Genomic DNA, 22,580 nt, shown 5'->3' on the forward strand with positions numbered 1-22,580 from the left:
GGTGAAGCGGATCGGAAATAAGTTTCGGGCGTCTGTTGCTGCGGGCCTGTCGTTTTGCCTGACATTTTCGGGCATCGCGCTGCCAACGCTCCCGTCCGCCCATGCGGCTGCCTCCTCGGTCGTCAGGATCGTCGAAAGCGGGCCGGGGGCGAAGAAGAAGGTCAGCCTTGGGCTGAACAAGGCCGTTGTCGTCGATCTACCTTCCGATGCCCACGATATTCTCGTTGCTGACCCATCCCTCGCCGATGCCGTTACGCGCACATCCAGACGGATTTATCTCTTTGGTAAATCCGTGGGGCAGACCAACATTTTCGTATTCGGGCCGAACGGCGAAGAGATCGTCAGTCTTGACGTCGAGGTCGAGCGCGACATCGCCAACCTGCAGTCAAACCTGCGCCGTTTCATTCCCGATGCCGACATCAATGTCGAAATCATCTCCGACAACATCGTCCTGACAGGCACCGTGCGCACGCCGCTCGATTCGACACGCGCCGTCGACCTCGCCAAGGCCTTCCTCCAGGGCGGTGAAGCGACCACACGCAACATTACCGCGCAGGGCAACAATGGTGATGCCGATATCTTTGCTGAGGATCGGCAGGTCTCGCAGATCGTCAACCTGCTGACCATCGATGGCGATGATCAGGTCACGCTGAAAGTTACGGTTGCCGAGGTCAGCCGCCAGGTCCTCAAGCAACTCGGCTTCAACGGCAGCGTCTCCGATGGCGACAGCAGCATCGGATTCCGCAACCCCGCCAACCTCGGAGACGCCATCGGGCTCGGCGCAAACGCACTCATCAAGGGCTCGATTGGTGGAACGACGATAGCAAGCTACATCAATGCGATGGAGCAGGCAGGCGTGATGCGCACGCTTGCCGAGCCGAGCTTGACCGCGATTTCGGGCCAAGAGGCGAAATTCTACGTTGGCGGCGAGTTTCGGCTGCCCGGCATGCAAGAGGTCGAAAGGGACCCCACCACCGGCCTGAGTAAGGTCAAACGCGAGGTCAACGACGTCGAATACGGCATTCGCCTGAACTTCAAGCCTGTCGTTCTCGGTCCTGGCAGGATCAGCCTGCAGGTCGAGACCGAAGTGTCGGAGCCGACCTACGAAGGCAGTGTCGTTACCGGCAACGGCTCCAACGCCATCCCCGGCAACACCTTCCTCGGCATTCGCAAGCGCGAGGCATCGACCAGCGTCGAGCTTCCTTCTGGTGGTTCGATCGTCATCGCCGGTTTGGTGCAGGACAACATCCGTCAGGCGATGTCCGGCGTGCCGGGCGCCTCGAAGATCCCGGTCCTCGGAACGCTCTTCCGCAGCAAGGATTTCGTCCGCAACGAGACCGAACTCGTCATCATCGCGACGCCCTATCTCGTGCGGCCAGTGGCCAGAAGCGCGATCTCCAGGCCCGACGACAATTTCAATGCAGCCAATGATTGGGAGAGCTTCTTCCTTGGTCGCGTGAACCGGATCTACGGGCGCCCGGAAGCATCCGCTCCGGCTGGCCGCTACCACGGCAACGTTGGCTTCATCTACAAATAGGCTGGGTCATGCAAACGCGAAGCAGCTTCCACGAGAATTCTGAAAGGCCGAGTGCCATGCCCCTCAACAGATCCGGAATGCCCGCCCGTCATTTGCGGCATGTTGCAATCCTCGTCGTTGCCGCGGGGCTGCTTGCCGGCTGCGGCACCAAGGACAATCTTGCAACGGGCTCCATCCCGGATGACTACCGCACCCGCCACCCGATCGTGCTTGCCGAAGGTGAGCGTACGATCGATATCCCGATCGCCTCCGGCGATCGCCGGTTGACGCAGGGCACGCGCGACGTCATCAGCGGCTTTGCGGCCGACTATCGCAATTTGTCGACCGGTGTTGTCCAGATCATGCTGCCGCGCGGCTCGGCAAACAGCCACGCAGCGCAGGCCATGCGCAAGGAGATCCGCAGCGTTCTCGTTGCCGCCGGTGTCCCGGCCAAGCGATTGATCGAGGCGGGCTACGAGGCCGGTCCGATGGGTGACGCTGCACCTGTTCGCATTAGCTATGTGGCGATCACCGCCCAGACGTCCCCCTGTGGTGAATGGCCCGAGGACGTTGCGCTCAATACGATCCAGAACCGCAACTACTATAATTTCGGCTGCGCATCGCAATCCAATCTGGCGGCGCAGATCGCCAATCCGACCGATCTGCTCGGCCCGCGTCAGATGTCGCCGATCGATGCGGAGCAGCGTGGTCAGGTCATCAAGGACTGGCGCGGAACCGAAAAGAGTGACGGACCCGTCATCGTCTTCAATTGATATCGTTGGGATCATCAGATGAGCACCATTGAGTACAGGATCGAAACGGGCGCCGCGGCCGGCGACCTCGCCTTCGATACCGTGCAGCCGGGTGACCTCGAGCAGGTCCGCCCGCTGCCGCGCATCTCGATCCACGCGTTTTGCGAAACCGAGGCGATGCAGCGGCTGATGGAGCGTTGCGGCCAGGATCGCCGTATGGCGAAGGTCAGCTTGCGCATCAACAACGGCGGCATCGATGCCGCGGCCAACATGTTTGCGAGCGTGTCGACGCCGAACCTGATCATTCTGGAAACATCGGCCGATCCCCGGTTCCTGCTGAGCGAACTTGCGCCGCTGGCTGCGGTCTGCGATCCGAGCACCAAGGTGATCCTCGTCGGCAAATACAACGATATCGGGCTTTATCGCGAGCTCATCCGCAACGGTATTTCGGAGTACATGGTCGCGCCCGTGGCAATGCCGGACGTTCTGTCCGCGGTCGCATCGATCTTCGTTGATCCCGACGCCGAGCCATTGGGACGCAGCCTGGCGTTTATCGGCGCCAAGGGCGGCAGCGGTTCGTCTGCCATCGCGCACAATTGCGCCTGGGGAATTTCGAACCTCTTTTCGACGGAGACCATCCTTGCCGATCTCGACCTGCCTTACGGCACGGCCAACATCGATTTCGACCAGGACCCGCCGCAGGGCATATCGGAGGCGGTTTTCGCGCCTGAGCGGCTCGACGAAGTCTTTCTCGATCGGCTTCTGACCAAATGCTCCGACCATCTTTCGCTGCTTGCGGCGCCGTCGATGCTGGATCGTGCCTATGACTTCGAGGGCGGCGCCTTTCATCCGATCCTTGAGATCTTGCAACGCAGCGCGCCGGTTTCGGTGCTCGACATCCCGCATATGTGGACGGATTGGACGCGCTCGGTGCTGGGCGAAGCCGACGAAATCGTCATTACCGCGGTGCCGGATCTCGCAAGCCTTCGCAACACGAAGAACCTGCTCGATGCCTTGAAGAAGCTTCGGCCGAACGACAAGCAACCCCATCTCGTCTTGAACCAGGTGGGCATGCCGAAACGTCCGGAGATCGCGGTGAACGAATTCTGCGAATCGCTGGAAATCGAAGCGGCAGCCATCATTCCGTTCGATGCCGTCCTGTTTGGCAATGCATCGAACAGCGGCCGCATGATTGCGGAGATCGACAAGAAGTCGGCAGCAGCCGAAACCTTCTCCCAGCTTGCACACCTGCTCACCGGCCGCGCGTCGATGAAGAAGGCGCGGCGCGGCGGTCTCGGCAAGATGCTTGCGGCGCTCGGCAGAAAATAGACGGCGCACAGAACGGGCGGATCAGGAACATGTTCGGCAAACGCGGAAACGAAGGCTTCGGCAAGGGCGGCACCACAGGTGCCGCGATGCCGCCGATCGTCCCGATCACGCAATCGGCGGTGATCGAGCGCGCCGCGGTGCCGGTGCTTGCCGACCCGCAAACGTCCGCCGCGCGCCCACAATCTCCAGCTCCGGCACAAAGAAAGCGACCCGCGCGCACCGAGGACTACTACGATACCAAATCGCAGGTCTTCTCGGCTCTGATCGATACGATCGACCTGTCGCAGCTGGCCAAGCTCGATACGGAAAGCGCTCGCGAGGAAATTCGCGATATCGTCAACGACATCATCACGATCAAGAATTTCGCGATGTCGATCTCCGAGCAGGAAGAGCTGCTCGACGATATCTGCAACGACGTGCTTGGCTATGGACCGTTGGAACCGCTGCTAGCGCGCGACGACATCGCCGATATCATGGTCAATGGCGCCGGCCAGACCTTCATCGAAGTCGCCGGCAAGACCATCGAATCTGAAGTTCGATTCCGCGACAATGCCCAGCTTCTGTCGATCTGCCAGCGGATCGTCGGGCAAGTGGGGCGGCGCGTCGACGAATCCAGTCCCATCTGCGATGCGCGTCTTCCCGACGGTTCGCGTGTCAACGTCATCGCCCCGCCGCTCGCCATCGACGGCACCGCGCTGACCATCCGCAAATTCAAGAAGGACAAGCTGAAGCTCGATCAGCTGGTGAAATTCGGCGCGATCACGCCCGAGGGGTCCGTCCTTCTTCAGATCATCGGCCGCGTCCGCTGCAACATCGTCATTTCCGGTGGTACCGGCTCGGGCAAGACGACGCTCCTCAACTGCTTGACCGGCTTCATCGATCTCGACGAACGGGTGATCACCTGCGAAGACACGGCCGAACTGCAATTGCAGCAGCCGCATGTGGTTCGTCTCGAAACCCGGCCGCCGAATATCGAAGGCGAGGGTGAGATCACCATGCGGGATCTCATCAAGAACTGCCTGCGCATGCGACCCGAACGCATCATCGTCGGCGAAGTGCGCGGACCGGAAGTGTTCGACCTTCTGCAGGCGATGAACACCGGCCATGACGGCTCGATGGGAACGATCCACGCCAACACGCCGCGCGAATGCCTCGCCCGCATGGAATCGATGATCGCGATGGGTGGCTTCACGCTGCCGGCCAAGACTGTCCGCGAGATCATATCCGGATCCATCGACGTCATCATCCAGGCTGCGCGCCTGCGCGATGGCTCGCGCCGTATCACCCACATCACGGAAGTGGTCGGCATGGAAGGCGACGTCATCATCACGCAGGACCTGATGCGTTACGAAATCGAAGGCGAAGATGCCAACGGCCGCATTATCGGCCGCCACGTCTCGACCGGCATCGGGCGTCCGCATTTTTGGGATCGCGCCCGCTACTTCAACGAAGACAAGCGCCTGGCGGCGACGCTCGACGCCATGGACAAGGGCTAGGATCCGCGATGTTCGGCATAGGCCTTCCCGTCCTCGCCTTGGCTGCCCTGGTCGCGATATCGGCGGCGGCGCTGGCCTATGGGGTGCTGTATTCGCGTATCGAAAGCGAGAAGAAGACGGAAGGTCGTGTGCGCAGAGTGAGCGCGGCCGAAACCGATCGGGTCAAGGTCAAGGCCGCCCGCGATCGCGTCAACGAGATGTCGAAGCGGCGCAAGTCGGTCCAGGATTCGCTCAAGGAGCTCGAGAAGAAGCAGCAGGAAAAGTCGGCGAGAGCCGCGCCCTCGATGAAGGCGCGGCTCTCGCAGGCAAATCTGTCTATCTCGTTGGCGAAGTTTTATGTTTTCAGCGGATTGTTCGGGCTTTTCGCAGCTTTTGTCGTGTTGATCCTGGGGGCCGGTCTGGCCATTGCTGCGGGTATAGGCCTGATTGTCGCCGCAGGCTTACCGCGTTGGCTGGTCAACTTCCTGATCAAGCGCCGTTGCAAGAAGTTTCTTGAAGAGTTCCCGAACGCGCTCGACGTCATGGTTCGGTCGATCAAATCCGGCCTGCCTTTAAACGACGCGCTCCGCCTCATCGCCAATGATGGGCAGGAACCGGTAAAGAGCGAATTTCGCAGGGTGGTGGAATCGCAGCAGGTCGGGCTGAGTGTCACCGAAGCCTGCGCCCGCATGATCAATCACATGCCGCTGTCGGAGGTCAATTTCTTTGCGATCGTGATCGGCATTCAGGCTCAAGCCGGCGGTAACCTGTCCGAAGCGCTTGGCAACCTGTCGAAGGTCCTGCGCGAGCGCAAGAAGATGAAGGCCAAGGTCAATGCTCTGTCGATGGAAGCCAAGGCTTCGGCCTGGATCATCGGTGCCTTGCCGTTCATCGTGTCGACCCTCGTCTATCTGACATCGCCTGACTACATGATGATCCTGTTCACCGATCAGCGCGGGCATCTGATTATCGGTGCGGGTCTCGTCTGGATGAGCATCGGCATCCTGATGATGCGCAATATGATCAACTTCGACATCTGAGGTACAATTATGGGCGAAGGATTGGTCAAGACGCTCACGGATCCCAACATCATCCTTGCTGTTCTCGTCTCGTTTGCGGTGCTGGCGACCTTCTATTCGCTGGTGGTGCCATTCTTCGAGCGTGGAGATCTCGGCAAGCGGATGAAATCAGTGGCCACCGAGCGGGAGCAGATACGCGCGCGGGAACGCGCCCGCCTCGCCACGGAGGTCTCGAATGGTAAGGCCAGTCTGCGCGGGCAGAACAACACGTCCGTTCGCCAGGTCGTCGAGCGGTTGAACCTGCGCAAGGCCCTTGTCGACGACAATACCGTCAACCGCCTCAAGACTGCCGGCTATCGCTCGCAGAATGCGCTCAATACGTTCCTTTTCGCGCGGTTCTGCCTTCCGTTCCTGTTTCTGGTTGTCGCGGTCGTCTACATCTTTGTGCTCGGCAATTTCGCCGAGAAACCTTTCATGATGCGGTTCGCATTCGCCATCGGATTCGCCTATCTCGGTTTCTATGCGCCGAACATCTTTGTCGCCAATGCCATCGCCAAGCGACAGCACTCCATCCGTCGCGCCTGGCCCGATGCGCTTGATCTCCTCTTGATCTGCGTTGAATCCGGTGTGTCGATGGAGCTCGGCATGCGACGCGTCGCCGACGAGATCGCCTCCCAGTCGCCGGCCTTGGCAGAAGAACTGGTGCTGACGACGGCCGAGCTTTCGTTCCTGCCCGAACGCCGTATCGCGCTTGAGAACCTTGGACAGCGCACCGGGCTAGATGACGTCAAATCGGTGGTGCAGGCACTGATCCAGGCGGATCGCTACGGAACGCCGATCGCCCAGGCGCTGCGCGTGTTGGCACAGGAAAGCCGTGACCAACGCATGAATGCAGCGGAAAAGAAGGCGGCCGCATTGCCGCCGAAGCTCACCGTGCCGATGATCCTGTTCTTCCTGCCGGTTCTCGTCGCCGTCATCCTCGGTCCGGCCGGCATCCAGGTCGCCGACAAATTCTGACATCCCGGGTCAAAGGTAACGCAAGGGAACGGCGGGCAGGTGCAGCGCGCCAGAGGGCACTTTGAGTGCGTCAGCCGACGATATGGCGGTTGCCAGCTGGCAAAGTTCAGTTTGTGTTCGCGTCGTCCGCCTTGGCAAGCTCTTTCCATGCGCCCTGCTGTGACAGCATCGAGCGCAGATACGTCACATTTGCCTCGGCCTGATCGCCCGACAGTTCCTGGCGGGCGATCGTTTCGGCCTCTTGAAAGCGTCCCTGCAGGCCCACGGCGAGTGCCAGGTTCTGCCGCACGCTGCTGTCGGCGCCCGGTTGGCCCGCTGCCGATTTCAAATAGGTTTCGGCCGTGCGCAGGTCCTTGGTCAGAAGATAGGACATGCCGAGGTTGGAAAGCACCGACGGCTCGTTCGGCTTGAGTTCTAGCGCCTCGCGGTAGCGCAGGCGTGCCTCCTGCGATCGGCCGAGCTGGTCGAGGATTGCGCCTTCTGCCGATTTCAGCTTCCAGTCCGGCCGGTCCGGTGTCTGGGCGCGGCTGATCGTGTTCAACGCCTGTTCCAGCTGGCCTGCGGCTGCTTGCGCCTTGCCGTAGGCGCCAAGAACTTCGCGGTCCTGCGGATGGTTGATCGCGACCTGCTGCATGACGGCGAGTGCCTGTTCGTTGCGTCCGGTCATACGCAGGAGGTTGGCGTAATTCAGCCCCGCCTCGCGATCCCTCGGGTTCTTCTCATAGGCTTGGCCGATGCTTTCGGCCGCCTGCGACAGCTCCGATGCGGTCATTGATTGGACGGGCTTCGACGTACGCGAGATCGAACCGGTCGTCAGTTCCTTCTTCGGCTGGTTGGCGCAACCGGCGACAGACAGGGCGACGATCGCAATCGCGGCGCCTTGTATGAGACGGGTGACATTTCGGGATGAGATCGTGTTGTGTTTTGCCATCGGCGGTGTCCCCAGCATGCATTCGCGCACCAGAACTCCAAACAACATCGGCGCAACTTTCACTCCAGCAATAATCTGTTAACCCTAACAGAGCGTTAATTGCGCGAATCCATCTCTGTCAGCCGAGGACTTCCATGGCCCCCTATCAGTTCATCGAGCGGCCGTCGCCGTTCAACACCAGCGCCGGCAAGACGCTGCCGATCTTCGCGGTCACGCCGGCGCATATCGAAACGGGAGCCATCGATCCGATCGCGCTTGATTGGGCGCGCAAGGCCGGCTTCAAGGCCGAATCGGGCGCCGTGCTGCTGATCCCGTCTTCGGATGGCCATCTCGGCGGCGCGCTCTTCGGTCTGGGCAGCAACCCGTCCGAGGCGCCGTTCCTGACCGGCAAGCTCGCGCGCGCTCTGCCGGCCGGAAAATGGCATATCGAAACCGCACCGCTGACAGCCAACCGCCTGGCGCTCGGCTATGGCCTCGGCTCCTATCGTTTCGAGCGCTACAAGTCGGCAAAGGGCGAGCCGCCGACCTTGTTGATTCCGAGCGATGCCGATGCGACCGACATCAAGCGCCAGCTCGCCGGCGTCTTTCTTGCCCGCGACCTCATCAACACGCCGACCAACGACATGGGACCGGAAGCGCTGGAAGGGGCATTCCGCGCGCTTGCGACGCATTACAAGGCCGATGTCTCGGTGATATCGGGCGAGGCGTTGCTGACGCAGAACTTCCCGCTCGTGCACACCGTCGGCCGGGCCAGCGCCGAAGCACCCCGCCTCCTTGAGCTGCGCTGGGGCAAGAAGGGCCACAAGAAGGTAACGCTGGTCGGCAAGGGCGTCTGCTTCGACACCGGCGGCCTCGACATCAAGCCCGCGTCCTCCATGCTGCTGATGAAGAAGGACATGGGCGGTGCCGCCAACGTCATGGGCCTCGCGCTGATGATCATGGACGCAAAGCTCAAGGTCGACCTGCGCGTCATCATTCCTGTCGTCGAGAACTCGATCTCGGCCAATGCCTTCCGCCCCGGCGATATCTATCGCAGCCGCAAGGGCCTGACGGTGCAGATCGACAACACCGACGCCGAAGGCCGGCTCATTCTTGCCGATGCGCTCGCCTATGCCGATGAGGAAAAGAACGATCTTCTCGTCGATATGGCAACGCTCACCGGTGCCGCCCGCGTTGCGCTCGGCCCCGACCTGCCGCCGTTCTTCACCGACGACGCTGAGCTGGCGCACGACTTGACGGAAGCGAGCCTCAGCGTTGACGATCCGATGTGGCGCATGCCCTTGCACATGGGGTACGACAAGGATGTCTCGGCGCGCATCGCCGACCTGACGAACGCGCCTTCCGGCGGCATGGCAGGCTCGATCACCGCAGCACTCTTCCTCAAGCGCTTTGTCACCAACACCAAGAGCTGGGTGCATTTCGATATCTTCGGATGGGCGCAGTCCGAACGGCCGCATTCGCCTATTGGCGGCGAGGCCCAGGCCATTCGCGCGCTCTACCAGCATATCGGGCAGATGGCCAAGTAAGGCTTAGATCAAGACGACCGGCGCTGTCCCTGCGTCGGTCGCTTCAAAAAGAAACGCTTGCGTAACGGTCCGTGTCTATGTTGGGGCGGGACAGCGCTTTGCTTACAGCGCACAGGCTGCTGTCGCCGTAATCGTCTGCATGACACTTCAGCCGAAGAGGCATGCGGCTGCGCAGGAGTTGCCATTGCCGGTCGAGCTTACGCCTTCCCAGGCCCTTGGGCTCTGGCACACGGTTTCGCTGGAACAGGTGCGTGTCGACGGTCGCGATCTGACGCTGCGCCAGATGGCGATCTTGCTGCAGATCTATCTCGTGCCACCGCCCCACACCGTTCGCGGCCTTGCCGCAACGCTCGGCGTCACCAAGCCGGTCATCACACGCGCGCTCGATACCATGGGCGCGCTCGGGCTTGTCGATCGCGTCCGTGATGATCGCGATCGACGCAATGTCGTCATCAAAAGGACAGTTGACGGTGCTCTTTATCTTGAAAAGTTCGGCGATCTGATCATTGATCAGGGCCGCAAACAGCCTAAGTGAGTTGACATGTCGACACTTCCCGATCGCCGCCTGAATGCCTATCGAGCCGACCTCGCCGAAAGCCGCCTTCGCGGCGTCGTCGATGCCGAGCGCTACGTCGAGGGAAGCGTCGCGCGCGTCTCCGTGCCGGTGACGCCGCTTCGGGCAAAGCCCGATCTTGCCTGCGGGACCGATACCGAGCTGCTGCTCGGCGAATCGGTTCGCGTGCTCGATACCAATGAGAGCTGGTGCTGGGTGAAAGCTGATCTCGACGGCTATGTCGGGTACCTTCCGGAATATTGCCTGGCGCCGGTGGTCAAGAGCCCGACGCATGTCGTCTCGGCACCGCGCACCTTTGTCTATTCCGGGCATGACCTGCGTTTTCCGACCGTCTACCCGCTGTCGATGGGGAGCCGACTGACCGTCATCGACGAGCGCGAGACGCGCGGCACCCGCTATTTCCTGCTTGATGGCGGCCAGGCCGTGGTTGCCAACCATTGCATCGAGGTCGGCAAGGTTGTCGAAGGCGACTATGTCTCAGTTGCCGCCCGTTTTGTCGAAACGCCCTATCTCTGGGGCGGCCGCTCCGGTTTCGGCATCGATTGTTCCGGTCTCGTCCAGCTGTCGATGATGATGGTCGGCAAGCTGGCGCCGCGCGATTCGGACATGCAGGCGGCCGGCCTCGGCACGCCGATCTCCCGCGAAGAGCTGAAGCGCGGCGACCTCGTCTTCTGGAAGGGACATGTCGCGTTGATGGAAGACGACGAGACGCTGATCCACGCCAATGGCCATACGATGACCGTTGCGCGCGAAGGTCTGGAAGCCTCGATCGAGCGCATCGGCTGGCTCTACGAACAGCCGACGGGCTATCGCCGTCCTTGACGATTCAACGACTCAGTAGCCGGCTAACTTGTCGACGACGTGCTGCAGCGGCTGCCCGCTTTCGAGGCGGGCGATCTGCTGTTCGACGTGGCGGAACAGTGCCTTGACGTCGGAGGACGCGGCGACATGCGGCGTCACATAGACGTTCGGCATCTGCCAGAACCGACTGTCCGTCGAAAGCGGCTCCTGCTCGAAGACGTCGAGGGAGGCCGCGTGGAGAATGCCAGCATCGAGTGAACTCAGGATATCGGCTTCGTTCTGGCTGCCGCCGCGGCCGCCATTGATGAAGACGGGGGCGCCAAAGGGGCCATTGCGGCTCAGCTTGGCAAAAAGCCCGGCGTTGAAGATGCCTTGGGTCTCAGGCGTTAGCGGCAGCAGGCCGACCAGGAAATCGGTACGCGCCAGGAAGGCATCCAGTTCGTCGCCGCCATAGGTCTCGATGCCGTCGACGGCCTTCTTGCCGCGCGACCAACCGACGACCTTGAAGCCCATGACGGAAAGCTTGCGGGCCGCATCCTGGCCAAGCACGCCCATTCCCATGATGCCGACGGTCACATCCGCCGCTTCCGGCTGCGATAGATCGCGCCACTCGCGCTTTGCCGCAAGCGCTTCATAGGTCCGGTGCTGACGCAGATGCATCAGGCATTGCATCACCACCCATTCGCTCATGCGGGTCGTCAGGCTGCGATCGACGAAACGAACAAGCGGCACCTCCGGCAGCCCCGGCAACGTCAGCACATGGTCGACGCCGGCGCCGCCGGAGAAAACCACCTTGAGATCGGGCGCCCTGTCGAAGAGGTCGGGGGCGGATTTCCAGACCACGGCGTAGTCGACACCCGAGAGGTCACGATTGTCATGGACGGCGTCGGCGCGGTTGATCACTTCCCGATCCGGAAAAGCACCTTTGAGCGCTGTTTCCACTTCTTCCGGGATGAATTTCAGATCGACGATGACAGGGCTTTTTGCGGGCATGGCGGGAACTCTACTGGCGGATGGCGGTGAGGTTGACGGCTTCGAGGTTGAAGGCGGCGGCCATCAGGGCCTTGGTGTAATCTTCCTGCGGCGCATTGAAGATGCGCTCCGCCGGGCCCTGTTCGACGACCTTGCCCATGCGCATGACGATCATCTCGTTGGCCAGCGCCCGCACCACCTTGAGGTCATGGCTGATGAAGAGATAGGCGAGGTCGTGCTTGTGCTGCAGGTCGCGCAGGAGATCGACCACCTGCGCCTGAACGCTCATGTCGAGCGCCGACGTCGGTTCGTCCAACATCACGAACTTCGGTTTCAGCACCATCGCACGCGCAATCGCGACGCGTTGGCGCTGGCCGCCGGAGAATTCGTGCGGATAGCGCCAGCGGGTGGCGGCATCGAGACCCACTTCCTCCAGTGCCGCAGCAACGCGGGCATCGCGCTCGTCGTCCGACAATGTCCGCTCGTGGATTTTCAGTCCTTCGGCGATAATGTCGGCAACAGACATGCGCGGGCTCAGCGAACCGTAGGGGTCCTGGAACACCACCTGCATCCGGTTTCGAAGCGGCCGCATCTCGCGGAAACTATAGGCATTGATGTCCTTGCCGACGAAGGCGATGCGCCCCTTGGACGAGATCAGCCGCGTCAGCGCCAGGCCGAGCGTCGTCTTGCCCGAGCCCGATTCGCCGACGACGCCAAGCGTCTGGCCGGCGCGCAATTTGAGATCGATACCGTCGACCGCCTTCACATGATCGACGACCTTGCGCAGGAAGCCGGCCTTGATCGGAAACCACACCTTCACGTCATCCGCTTCCATGACGATCGGCTTCGAGGCGTCGGAAGGAGGCGGGTTGCCCCGCGGCTCGGAAGCGAGCAGATGGCGGGTATAGGCATGCTGCGGATTGGCGAAGATCTCGGCGGTCGGTCCGGTCTCGACGATCTTGCCCTTGGTCATCACACAGACGCGATCGGCGATCTTGCGCACGATGCCGAGGTCATGGGTGATGAACAGCATCGACATGCCGTGTTCGTCCTTGAGCTTCTTGAGAAGTTCGAGGATCTGCGCCTGCACGGTCACATCGAGCGCCGTCGTTGGCTCGTCGGCGATCAGCAGCTCCGGCCGGTTGGCAAGCGCCATGGCGATCATCACACGCTGGCGCTGGCCGCCGGACAATTCGTGCGGGTATGCTCCGAGCCGCTTCTCCGGTTCGCGAATGCCGACCTGGTTCAACAGTTCGAGAATGCGCGTACGCGCAGCAGCACCTTCGAGCCCCTGGTGCAGCTCGAGGATCTCGCCGATCTGCCGCTCGATCGGGTGCAGCGGATTGAGCGACGTCATCGGCTCCTGGAAGATCATCGTGATGTCGTTGCCGCGCACCTGGCGCAGTTCCGCATCGTTGGCCTTCAGAAGGTCCTTGCCGTTGAAGCGGATTTCACCGCCCGGATGGCTTGCCGAAGGGTAGGGCAAAAGCTTCAGGATCGAGTTGGCGGACACGGACTTGCCGGAGCCGGACTCGCCGACAAGCGCAACCGTTTCGCCGCGCTTGATGTCGAAGGAAATGCTGTCGACCGCAATCGAGGTGTTGCCGCCTTGGTGGAAGGCGACCGACAGATCACGGACGGAAAGAATGGGATCGGTCATCGTCGCGCTCACCGGAATGTCTTTCTCGGATCGAAGGCATCGCGGGTCGCTTCGCCGACGAAGATCAGCAGCGACAGCATCACCGACATCACGCAGAAGGCCGTTAGCCCGAGCCAGGGAGCCTGCAGGTTGGATTTGCCCTGGGCGATCATTTCTCCAAGGGACGGCGAGCCCGGCGGCATGCCGAAGCCGAGGAAGTCGAGCGAGGTCAGCGTGGTGATCGAGCCTGACAGAATGAACGGCAGGAAGGTGAGCGTCGCCACCATCGCATTCGGCAGCAGGTGCCGGTACATGATCGTGCCGTTGCCGACGCCAAGTGCACGCGCCGCATTCACATATTCGAAGTTGCGTGCCCGCAGGAACTCGGCGCGCACGACGCCGACGAAGCCGACCCAGGAAAAGAGCAGCATGATGCCGAGCAGGATGAAGAAGCCGGGCGGCAGGATCGCTGCGATGATCAGGAGAATGTAGAGCACCGGCATCGATGACCAGATCTCGATGAAACGCTGCATCAAAAGGTCGGTCCAACCGCCGAAATAGCCCTGCACCGCGCCGGCCGTCACGCCGATGACCGCCGAGGCGATGGTGAGCACCAGGCCGAACAGCACCGAGATGCGGAAGCCGTAGATCATGCGCGCCGTCACGTCGCGCGCCTGGTCGTCGGTGCCGAGCCAATTTAGGTTACCGGCGATACAGTTGCGGTCGGTCGAACCTTCCGGATAGGCCGAGCAACGCTCGTCCTTGCTCATAAGCCAGAAGGGCTTTGTCGGTGCCGAGTGCGGAATGTTCGAGTTGACCGTTTGGTAGGAGTAGCGGATCGGCGGCCAGACCATCCAGCCGTTGGCCTCGATCTCGTCGCGGATGAAATCCGAGCGGAAGTCGGTCTCGGCCAGGAAGCCGCCGAACTTCTCTTCCGGATAATCCACCACGGCAGGAAATAGAATCTCCCCCTTGTAGGAGGCGATGATCGGCCGGTCGTTGGCGATGAACTCGGCAAACAGGCTGAGCACGAACAGCAGAAGGAAAATCCAGAGCGACCAGTAGCCGCGCCGGTTCGCCTTGAAATTCTGCCATCGCCGTTGGTTCACTGGTGAAAGGAAACCGCGTGGCGGGGCTGCAAGCTGTGTGGGGGCGGTGGTAACGGTGCTCATCACACGTCCCTCCGCTCGAAGTCGATGCGCGGATCGACCCAGGTGTAGATCAGGTCGGAGAGCAGGCTGACGAGCAGCCCCATCAGCGAGAAGATGAACAGCGTCGCAAAGACGATCGGGTAGTCGCGCTTGACGACGGAATCATAGCCGAGCCGGCCGAGGCCATCGAGCGAGAAGATGTATTCGATCAAAAGCGAACCGGTGAAGAACGCCGAGATGAAGGCGCTCGGGAAGCCGGCGATGATGATCAGCATGGCGTTGCGGAAAACGTGGCCGTAGAGCACCTGGCGATCGGTCAGGCCCTTGGCGCGCGCCGTCGTGACATATTGTTTCTTGATCTCGTCGATGAACGAATTCTTGGTCAGCAGCGTCGTCGTCGCAAAGGCCGAGAGCAGAAGCGTGATCAGCGGCAACGTCATGTGCCAGAAGTAGTCGAGGATCTTCTGCCACCAGGGCAGGTCCCAGAAATTGTCCGAGACGATGCCGCGCAGCGGGAACCAGTCGAGGAACGAACCGCCGGCAAAGACGACGATCAGGAGGATGCCGAACAGGAAGCTCGGAACCGCATAGCCGACGATGATGATGCCGGAAGTCCAGATGTCGAAGGTCGAGCCGTCGGACACCGCCTTCTTGATGCCGAGCGGGATCGAGATCGCGTAGGAGAACAGGAGGATCCAGAGGCCGAGCGAGATCGAGACCGGCATCTTCTCCTTGATGAGGTCGATCACCGAAGTGTTGCGGAAGAAGCTCTCGCCGAAATCGAAGCGGATATAGTTCCACATCATCGTGCCGAAGCGTTCGAGCGGCGGCTTGTCGAAACCGAACTGCTTTTCGAGCTTGGCGATGAATTCCGGGTCGAGCCCCTGGGCGCCGCGATACTGGCCGCCCTGGTCGCCGCCGGCCTGCATCAGGTCGCCGCTGCTGCCGCTCAAGCGGTCGGAGCCGCCGGCGTTCGTCAGGTCGGAGATCACCTGTTCGACCGGCCCACCGGGCGCAAACTGGATGACGGTAAAGGAAATCGCCATGATGCCGATGATCGTCGGGATCATCAAAAGCAGGCGCCGCAGGATATAGGCACCCATCAGGCCAGCCTCTCGATCGACGTGTTGCCGGTGGCCCGGACCCGCGAAGCGTCGGCGTGCGCCCTATGGTGTTTCAATCCTCACGTCTCCTTGCGGCTGTCAGGCCCAAGCGGGGCCTATATTCATTTTCAGTGATTCGTTTTTCTGCATTTGGAATCGAGACGGCTTCCGAGTGCAAGGGCTTCATTTGGCCGTGGCGTTTTTCGACCACCAGGCGTCCGGGAAACCGGTGCCGTAATAGGGCAGCTCCTTAAGGTGGGCGAGGTGGTTCCAGTAGGCGACGCGAATTGCCTTGGAGTAGAACAGCGGCACGACGTAGTGATGGGCGAGCAGGACGCGGTCGAGCGCCCGGGTCGTCGCAACCAGCTCTTCGCGGTTGGGCGCGAAGATGATCCTGCGGATCAGCTCGTCGATCGCCGGATCGGCAATGCCCGCATAGTTTCTCGATCCAGTCTGGTTGACCGAGCTTGAACCCCAGTAGTCGATCTGTTCGTTGCCGGGCACCAGTGTCTGGCCCCAGATGCCGTAGATCATGTCATAGTCGAAGCTTCTGACGCGATTGGTGTATTGCGAATCGTCGACGGTGCGGATGCGGGCGTCGATGCCGATTTTCTTGGCACTGTTGATGAACGGCGTGACCGTGCGCTCGTAGGACGGATTGGCGAGAAGCAGCTCGAAAGCGAAGGGTTCGCCGGTCTTGGTGTTGACCAGGCGGTTCCCCTTGAGCTCGTAGCCCGCCTCCTTGAACAGGTCGAGCGCTTTGCGCAAGTTGGTGCGCACCTTCTGCGGGTCGCCATTGATGGGGTTGGTATAGGGCGTGGTGAAGACTTCGGGCGGAACCTTGTCCTTCAGCTCCTCCAAGATCGCCTTCTCGCGACCTTCGGGAAGTTTGGAGGACGCAAGTTCGCTGCCCCAGAAATAGCTGTCGACGCGCTGATAGGCGTTATAGGCGAGATTGCGGTTGAGATCCTCGAAGTCGAAGGCGTAGTTCAGCGCCTCGCGCACCCGCTGATCCTTGAACTTGTCGCGGCGCATGTTCGGCACGAAGGCTTGCATGACGCCCATTGCGCGCAGCGGATTCTCGATCTCCTCGCGGATGACGCGGCCGTCCTTCATGGCGGGAAAGTCATAGGCCTGTGCCCAATGGCTGGCGCTCTGATCTCGGTAGAAATCGACGTTGCCGGAGCGAAAGGCTTCGAACTCCACATTTCTGTCGCTGAAAAACGCATAGTTGATCGTGCGAAAATTGTACTGGCCGACATTCACATTGAGGTTCTTGCCCCAATAGTCGTCCCTGAGTTCGAAGCGGATCGAGCCACCCGGCTGGAACGAGGCGATCTTGTAGGGCCCCGAGCCCATCACGGGTTCCAGCGTCGTTCGCGAGATATCGCGCTTGTTGCCCTTTTCGTCCTGCCCTTCCCACCAGTGCTTTGGAACGATGGAGAGCTGGCCGAGAATATTCGGAAGCTCGTGATTGTTCTTCTCGTCGAAGCGGAAGGTGACGTCGCGGTCGCCTGTCTTTTCCGCAGCAACCACGTGGCGATAATAGTTGGACAGAAGCGGGTTGTGTTCCTTCACCATGTTGAGGGAGAAGATGACGTCTTCAGGCGTCACCGGCGTGCCGTCCGCCCACTTGGCCTCCGCGCGCAGGCGAAACGTGGCTGATGAGATGTCGTCGGGATAGGAGACGCCCTCGGCAAGCAGGCCGTAGGACGTGGTGATTTCGTCTTCGGCGGATTTCAGCAGCGTATCGAAAACCAGCGACGCAACGCCGGTCGCTGCCTCGCCCTTGGAAAGGATAGTGTTGAAAGTATCGAACGTGCCGTTTTCCGACAGCCGCAGTTCGCCGCCTTTCGGTGCATCCGGATTGACGTAATCGAAGCGGGCAAAGCCATCAGCGTATTTGAGCTTGCCGATCGAAGATGTGCCATGGCGCCAGACGGGCGGCTGTTCTTGCGCATTCGCTGCAGGGGAAAGGAGAAGAAGTGTTGTCAGAAGCGTGGCCGCCAGGCCAGGTTTCACGGTCCTGCAGAAAATTGGCATCCAGCCGGTACCCCTTATATTTCAACGTTCTTTTGCGAGAGAATAGGCGAAATCGGGCCAAATGACAGGCGCCGCCGCAAATCAGGCGAAATTTTTGCGTCACATCCCGGTGATCCGCAAGGCTGAGGCAAAGGCGGCACCTTAGGATCAGGGGATATCGGGCATCTCGCACCCATTGCCGGTGCGGTTCGCCCTTGGGGAATGAACGGAACGGAATTGGACATGGTTGCTGCAATACGACGCTGTGGCTCGGCGCTTCTGGCGCTCTTGCTCGGAACGAGCGTCTTGATCGCCGATGTTGCCAGCGCAGACGACACGCCGGCCAAGGCGCTGTTTGGCGCCAAATCACTGCCGGCGCAGATGGCGCCCTCGTCCTACGGTTTCTATGCCAAGGGTTGCCTTGCCGGCGGCGTGGCGATCCCGACGGATGGCCCGACCTGGCAGGCCATGCGGCTGTCGCGCAACCGTCGCTGGGGCCATCCGCAGATGATCGCGCTGATCGAACAATTCTCCCATGATGCTGCCGAAAAGGTCGGCTGGCCCGGTCTGCTGCTCGGCGATATCTCGCAGCCGCGCGGCGGCCCCATGCTGTCCGGTCACGCTTCGCACCAGATCGGCCTCGATGCCGATATCTGGCTGACGCCGATGCCGCAAAGGACCCTGACGGGCCGCGAGCGCGAGGACATTTCCGCGACATCGATGCTGCAGAAGAACAAGTTTCTGACCGTCGATCCGTCGATCTGGACGCCGTCGCATGCGCGGTTGATCATGCTGGCGGCAAGCTACCCTCAGGTCGAGCGGGTCTTCGTCAATCCGGCTATCAAAAAGAAGCTCTGCGACACTTGGAACGGCGACCGCTCGGCGCTCGGCAAGGTCAGGCCGATCTATGGCCACGACTATCATTTCCACATCCGCATCAAATGCCCCGAGGGGTCGTCGACCTGCAAGGACCAGGCGGCGGTGCCGGCCGGCGATGGCTGCGACAAGTCGCTTGCCTGGTGGTTTACTGATGAGCCCTGGGCGAAGCCGAAGAAAAAGCCGGGCGAAAAGCCGGTGAAGCCCCGCCTGACAACCATGGCCGACCTGCCGAAGGCGTGCACGTTGGTGCTGAACGGCCCAGCGCCGGCCTCTGAGCAGGATGTGACCTTTGGAGTGGCCTATCGCGCTGCCTCACCGGCACCCGCAGAGCAAGGCATCGAGCAGGTGATCGGCAATGCCGCAAGCGATTTGCCGCCATCTGACGTGCCGGTGCCGGTGCCGCGTCCGACGCTGCAATAGGCGTCTTGGCTTGCGGCTTTTCAATCCTGTTACGCTCATGTATACGGCGATCAAATCGATTTAAATTTGATGGCGGGGAGATGGCATGGCGGATCGGAAATGCGTGGCCCTGATCGCGCACGATCAGAAGAAGGACGATCTTGCCGCCTTTGCCAAGGCAAACGAAGCGGTCTTTGCGCAGTGGAAGATCGTCGCCACCGGGACGACCGGTGGCCGCGTTCTCGATGTTTGCCCTGGTCTCGATGTCACGCGGCTGAAAAGTGGCCCGCTCGGCGGCGATCAGCAGATCGGCGCGATGATCGCGACCGGCGATGTCCAGCTGCTGATCTTCTTCGTCGATCCGCTGACGGCGATGCCGCATGATGTCGACGTCAAGGCGCTGATGCGACTTGCGATCGTCTATGACATCCCGATGGCGCTCAATCGCGCCACAGCCGAGCAGTTGATCGACTTCAACCACAACTGATAGAGAATTTTTTCGAAACCTCACGGCGACGATCAGGATGGACAGTGCGATGCCCGGTGCGAGTGACAACAGCTTTTCCTTTCCGATCCTGATCGGCGATATCGGCGGCACAAATGCGCGCTTTGCCTTGCTGCTCGACGCCTTTGCCGAGCCGAAGCAGCTGCAGCCGATCAAGACAGGCGATTTCGAGACGATCGAAGAAGCGCTGCAGAAGAGCATCCTCGACAAGACCTCCGTCCAGCCGCGTTCGGCAATCCTTGCGGTCGCCGGTCCGATCAAGGGCGATGAAATCCCGCTGACCAATGCCGGCTGGGTGTTACGCCCGAAGGACATGCTCGAAAGCCTTGGCCTTGAGGACGTGCTGATCATCAACGATTTCGAGGCGCAGGCGCTGGCCGTTGCTGCTCCGGCGGCTGAAGATCTGGTGCAGATCGGCGGTGGCAGCGTCCGCCCTCTGACCTCTCGCGTCGTTCTCGGCCCAGGTACCGGGCTCGGGGTGGGCGGTCTGGTCTGTGCACAACACACCTGGTTTCCGGTTCCGGGCGAAGGCGGCCACGTCGATATCGGTCCGCGCACGGAGCGCGACTTTCAGATCTGGCCTTTCCTGGAGCCGATCGAAGGGCGCATGGCCGGCGAGCAGATCCTCTGCGGTCGCGGTATCATGAACCTCTATCGCGCTGTTTGCGCGGTCAATGGTGAAGAGCCGGTGATGAAGGATCCGGCCGAGGTCACGACAAGCGCGTTGTCCGGCAACGACGCTGCTGCCGTCGAGACCATATCGCTGTTCTCGACCTATCTCGGGCGGGTGGCCGGCGACATGGCGCTGATCTTCATGGCCCGCGGCGGCGTGTTCCTGGCCGGAGGCATTTCGCAGAAGATCTTGCCGGCGCTGCAAAAACCGGAATTCCGCGCCGCCTTCGAAGACAAGGCGCCGCACTCCGCTCTGATGAAGACAATTCCGACCTTCGCGGTCATCCATCCGATGGCGGCACTTTCCGGTTTGGCGGCTTTCGCGCGCACGCCGAGAGACTTCGGTGTTGCAACAGAGGGACGGCGCTGGAGAAGCTGAAGCGGCCGGATCGCGCAAAGACTCGCCAAAGTCGCATCAAACCACTATAGAGCCCGGGAAAGGTAGCGTCGGCGTCCGACGCACCGCACAGGCTCAGGGAAGACAGGCTTTTTGAGCGCGAAAGATAAAAAACAGCATACAGTCGATTCCGAAACCATCACCGGAATCCTGAAGCGGGTCATTGCAGAAAACGGTCGCGATCACATCCGCGGCTATGTCTTTGCCATTGGCTGCCTGGCCGTCGTCGCTGCGACGACCGGCTTTACCGCCTCGATCATGGAGACCGTGATCAATGAGGCCTTTGCCAACAAGAACGCGAGCATCGTGCTGCTGGTCTGCGGTTCGATCTTTGGCGCTTTCGTGCTGCGCGGCTTTGCCACCTACGGCCAGGCCGTCGCGTTGTCGAAGATCGGCAACAATATCGTCGCAAGGTACCAGAAGCGGCTCTACGCGCATCTGATGGCGCTCAGCGTCGGCTATTTCAGCGAGCAACGGTCGGCACAGCTTGCGGCCCAGATCAGCCAGAACGTCAGCGGCATCCGCGACGTGCTCAATCTGACGGTGACGTCGATCGCCCGCGATCTGTTGACCCTGATCGGCCTGATCGGCGTGATGTTCGTCAAGGACTGGTTGCTGTCGATCATCGTCTTTGTGACGGCGCCGCCTTTGCTTCTGGGCCTGCGGTATGTTTCCAAGCGGCTGCGCTCTGCGACCCGCGAAGCCATCGATGTCAACAGCCGTGTCCTTGGTGCGATGCAGGAGACGATCCAGGGGATTTCCATCGTCAAGGCCTTCACGATGGAAGGTGAACTGCGCAGCAAGGTCGACGCGATCGTCGATCGCGCTGAAAATCGCGCCAACCGGATTGCTCGCCTGAGCGAACGCACGGCGCCGATGACCGAAACTTTTGCGGGCCTGGCCATCTCCAGCGTGCTTGCCTATTCCGCATTCCGGGCAATCTACAACGATGTTCCGCCAGGTGCCTTCTTCGCTTTTGTCGTCGCTCTGTTGATGGCTTATGACCCGGCGCGACGGCTGGCCCGCCTTCAGGTGTCGCTGGAGCGCGCCGCGGTCAATGCCCGCATGGTCTACGAGATTCTCGATACCGTTCCGCATCAGCGCGACAAGCCGGGTGCAAAGCAGCTTACCTTTGATGGCGCGACCGTCGAGCTGCGCGATGTGCGTTTCCGCTACGCCAATGGTGATGAAATCCTGAAGGGTGTCAGCTTCGTCGCCGAAGGCGGCAAGACCACCGCTCTCGTCGGTCCGTCCGGGGCCGGAAAGTCGACGGTCATCAGCCTCGTTCCACGGTTCTACGATCCGGCCTCCGGCCAGATCCTGATCGACGGACAGGACATAGCCGATGTGACCAAGCAGTCGTTGCGTAACGGCATCGCCTATGTCTCGCAGCAGCCTTACCTTTTCGAAGGCTCGATCCGCGACAACATCCGTTACGGTCGTCCGGATGCGACCGATGCGGAAATCGAAGAAGCCGCGCGTCTCGCCTATGCGCATGATTTCATTCTCACCCAACCGCAGGGTTATGACACCGCGGTCGGCGAGAACGGGGTCACGATGTCCGGCGGTCAGAGGCAGCGGCTGTCGATCGCCCGCGCGCTCGTGCGCAATGCGCCGATCCTGCTGCTCGACGAGGCGACTTCGGCGCTGGATACCGAGTCTGAGGCGGCCGTACAGAAGGCGCTCGACGAGGCGATGCGCGGACGCACGGTGATCGTCATCGCCCACCGGCTTTCAACGGTCGTCAATGCCGACAAGATCATCGTCATGAAGGATGGCCTTGTTGTCGAGAAAGGCACGCACGAGGACCTGTCGCGCCGCCAGGACGGGCTGTACGCGCGCCTGCACAATCTCCAGGGCAAGGTCCCACAGGCGTCGGTCGACGCTGAAATCTAAACGTG

General features: G+C 61.2%; 19 protein-coding genes. 13 read left to right on the forward strand and 6 right to left on the reverse strand.

Annotation, left to right across the window (positions count from 1 at the left end; all coding sequences use genetic code 11):
* The first annotated feature begins 1 nt into the window (after window position 1).
* From AC1Q80_RS00095 to AC1Q80_RS00120, 6 genes are all read left to right on the forward strand, one after another.
* A complete protein-coding gene (locus tag AC1Q80_RS00095; RefSeq protein WP_173420925.1) occupies window positions 2-1,537 on the forward strand; it encodes a type II and III secretion system protein family protein in 1,536 nt (511 codons plus the stop codon).
* Between the two features lie 77 nt (window positions 1,538-1,614).
* On the forward strand, window positions 1,615-2,289 hold the full coding sequence (locus AC1Q80_RS00100; RefSeq protein WP_412728328.1) for a CpaD family pilus assembly protein: 675 nt from the start codon (window positions 1,615-1,617) through the stop codon (window positions 2,287-2,289).
* An 18-nt stretch (window positions 2,290-2,307) separates the two neighbouring features.
* Entirely contained in the window at window positions 2,308-3,597 is a 1,290-nt protein-coding gene (locus tag AC1Q80_RS00105) for a CpaE/TadZ family protein (RefSeq protein WP_173418535.1), read from the forward strand.
* 29 nt (window positions 3,598-3,626) lie between these two features.
* Window positions 3,627-5,093, forward strand: a complete 1,467-nt coding sequence (locus AC1Q80_RS00110) for a TadA family conjugal transfer-associated ATPase (protein ID WP_492359321.1) — start codon at window positions 3,627-3,629, stop codon at window positions 5,091-5,093.
* A gap of 8 nt (window positions 5,094-5,101) precedes the next feature.
* A complete protein-coding gene (locus AC1Q80_RS00115; RefSeq protein WP_173418537.1) occupies window positions 5,102-6,112 on the forward strand; it encodes a type II secretion system F family protein in 1,011 nt (336 codons plus the stop codon).
* A 9-nt stretch (window positions 6,113-6,121) separates the two neighbouring features.
* A complete protein-coding gene (locus AC1Q80_RS00120) occupies window positions 6,122-7,108 on the forward strand; it encodes a type II secretion system F family protein (protein WP_492359322.1) in 987 nt (328 codons plus the stop codon).
* Window positions 7,109-7,214: 106 nt separating this feature from the next.
* Here the strand turns inward: AC1Q80_RS00120 and AC1Q80_RS00125 are convergent, their stop codons facing one another.
* Window positions 7,215-8,039: a tetratricopeptide repeat protein gene (locus AC1Q80_RS00125; protein WP_492359323.1), complete on the reverse strand. Its 825-nt coding sequence runs from the start codon at window positions 8,037-8,039 to the stop codon at window positions 7,215-7,217.
* A 134-nt stretch (window positions 8,040-8,173) separates the two neighbouring features.
* Between AC1Q80_RS00125 and AC1Q80_RS00130 the strand changes: the two genes are divergently transcribed.
* From AC1Q80_RS00130 to AC1Q80_RS00140, 3 genes are all read left to right on the forward strand, one after another.
* Window positions 8,174-9,565 carry a leucyl aminopeptidase family protein gene (locus AC1Q80_RS00130; RefSeq protein WP_209788392.1) on the forward strand — a complete coding sequence of 464 codons (1,392 nt, stop codon included), beginning with the start codon at window positions 8,174-8,176 and terminating at the stop codon, window positions 9,563-9,565.
* Window positions 9,566-9,749: 184 nt separating this feature from the next.
* Window positions 9,750-10,100, forward strand: a complete 351-nt coding sequence (locus AC1Q80_RS00135) for a MarR family transcriptional regulator (RefSeq protein WP_053252495.1) — start codon at window positions 9,750-9,752, stop codon at window positions 10,098-10,100.
* Window positions 10,101-10,106: 6 nt separating this feature from the next.
* Complete coding sequence (locus AC1Q80_RS00140) at window positions 10,107-10,961, forward strand: C40 family peptidase (protein ID WP_173418541.1); 855 nt, start codon at window positions 10,107-10,109, stop codon at window positions 10,959-10,961.
* A 12-nt stretch (window positions 10,962-10,973) separates the two neighbouring features.
* Here AC1Q80_RS00140 and AC1Q80_RS00145 read toward each other — a convergent pair whose 3' ends face one another.
* The 5 genes from AC1Q80_RS00145 to AC1Q80_RS00165 form a co-directional block, all read right to left on the reverse strand.
* Complete coding sequence (locus AC1Q80_RS00145; RefSeq protein ID WP_492359324.1) at window positions 10,974-11,933, reverse strand: 2-hydroxyacid dehydrogenase; 960 nt, start codon at window positions 11,931-11,933, stop codon at window positions 10,974-10,976.
* A gap of 10 nt (window positions 11,934-11,943) precedes the next feature.
* Window positions 11,944-13,572, reverse strand: a complete 1,629-nt coding sequence (locus AC1Q80_RS00150) for an ABC transporter ATP-binding protein (protein ID WP_209788386.1) — start codon at window positions 13,570-13,572, stop codon at window positions 11,944-11,946.
* An 8-nt stretch (window positions 13,573-13,580) separates the two neighbouring features.
* A complete protein-coding gene (locus AC1Q80_RS00155; protein ID WP_492359325.1) occupies window positions 13,581-14,723 on the reverse strand; it encodes an ABC transporter permease in 1,143 nt (380 codons plus the stop codon).
* Window positions 14,723-15,805 carry a microcin C ABC transporter permease YejB gene (locus AC1Q80_RS00160; RefSeq protein WP_112809375.1) on the reverse strand — a complete coding sequence of 361 codons (1,083 nt, stop codon included), beginning with the start codon at window positions 15,803-15,805 and terminating at the stop codon, window positions 14,723-14,725. Before AC1Q80_RS00160 ends, AC1Q80_RS00155 begins: the two co-directional genes overlap by 1 nt.
* A 183-nt stretch (window positions 15,806-15,988) precedes the next feature.
* Window positions 15,989-17,848: an extracellular solute-binding protein gene (locus tag AC1Q80_RS00165; RefSeq protein ID WP_492359326.1), complete on the reverse strand. Its 1,860-nt coding sequence runs from the start codon at window positions 17,846-17,848 to the stop codon at window positions 15,989-15,991.
* Window positions 17,849-18,070: 222 nt separating this feature from the next.
* Here AC1Q80_RS00165 and mepA point away from each other — a divergent pair, with 222 nt between their 5' ends.
* From mepA to AC1Q80_RS00185, 4 genes are all read left to right on the forward strand, one after another.
* Entirely contained in the window at window positions 18,071-19,126 is a 1,056-nt protein-coding gene (gene mepA, locus AC1Q80_RS00170; RefSeq protein ID WP_492359327.1) for a penicillin-insensitive murein endopeptidase, read from the forward strand.
* A gap of 85 nt (window positions 19,127-19,211) precedes the next feature.
* Complete coding sequence (locus AC1Q80_RS00175; RefSeq protein ID WP_173418548.1) at window positions 19,212-19,592, forward strand: methylglyoxal synthase; 381 nt, start codon at window positions 19,212-19,214, stop codon at window positions 19,590-19,592.
* Between the two features lie 49 nt (window positions 19,593-19,641).
* Window positions 19,642-20,661, forward strand: coding sequence for a glucokinase (locus tag AC1Q80_RS00180; protein WP_492359328.1), 1,020 nt, complete (start codon window positions 19,642-19,644; stop codon window positions 20,659-20,661).
* 111 nt (window positions 20,662-20,772) lie between these two features.
* Window positions 20,773-22,575, forward strand: a complete 1,803-nt coding sequence (locus AC1Q80_RS00185) for an ABC transporter ATP-binding protein (RefSeq protein ID WP_492359329.1) — start codon at window positions 20,773-20,775, stop codon at window positions 22,573-22,575.
* Window positions 22,576-22,580 lie beyond the last annotated feature (5 nt).

The sequence above is a fragment of the Ensifer sp. GW823-FHT05D09 genome, from assembly GCF_058795755.1.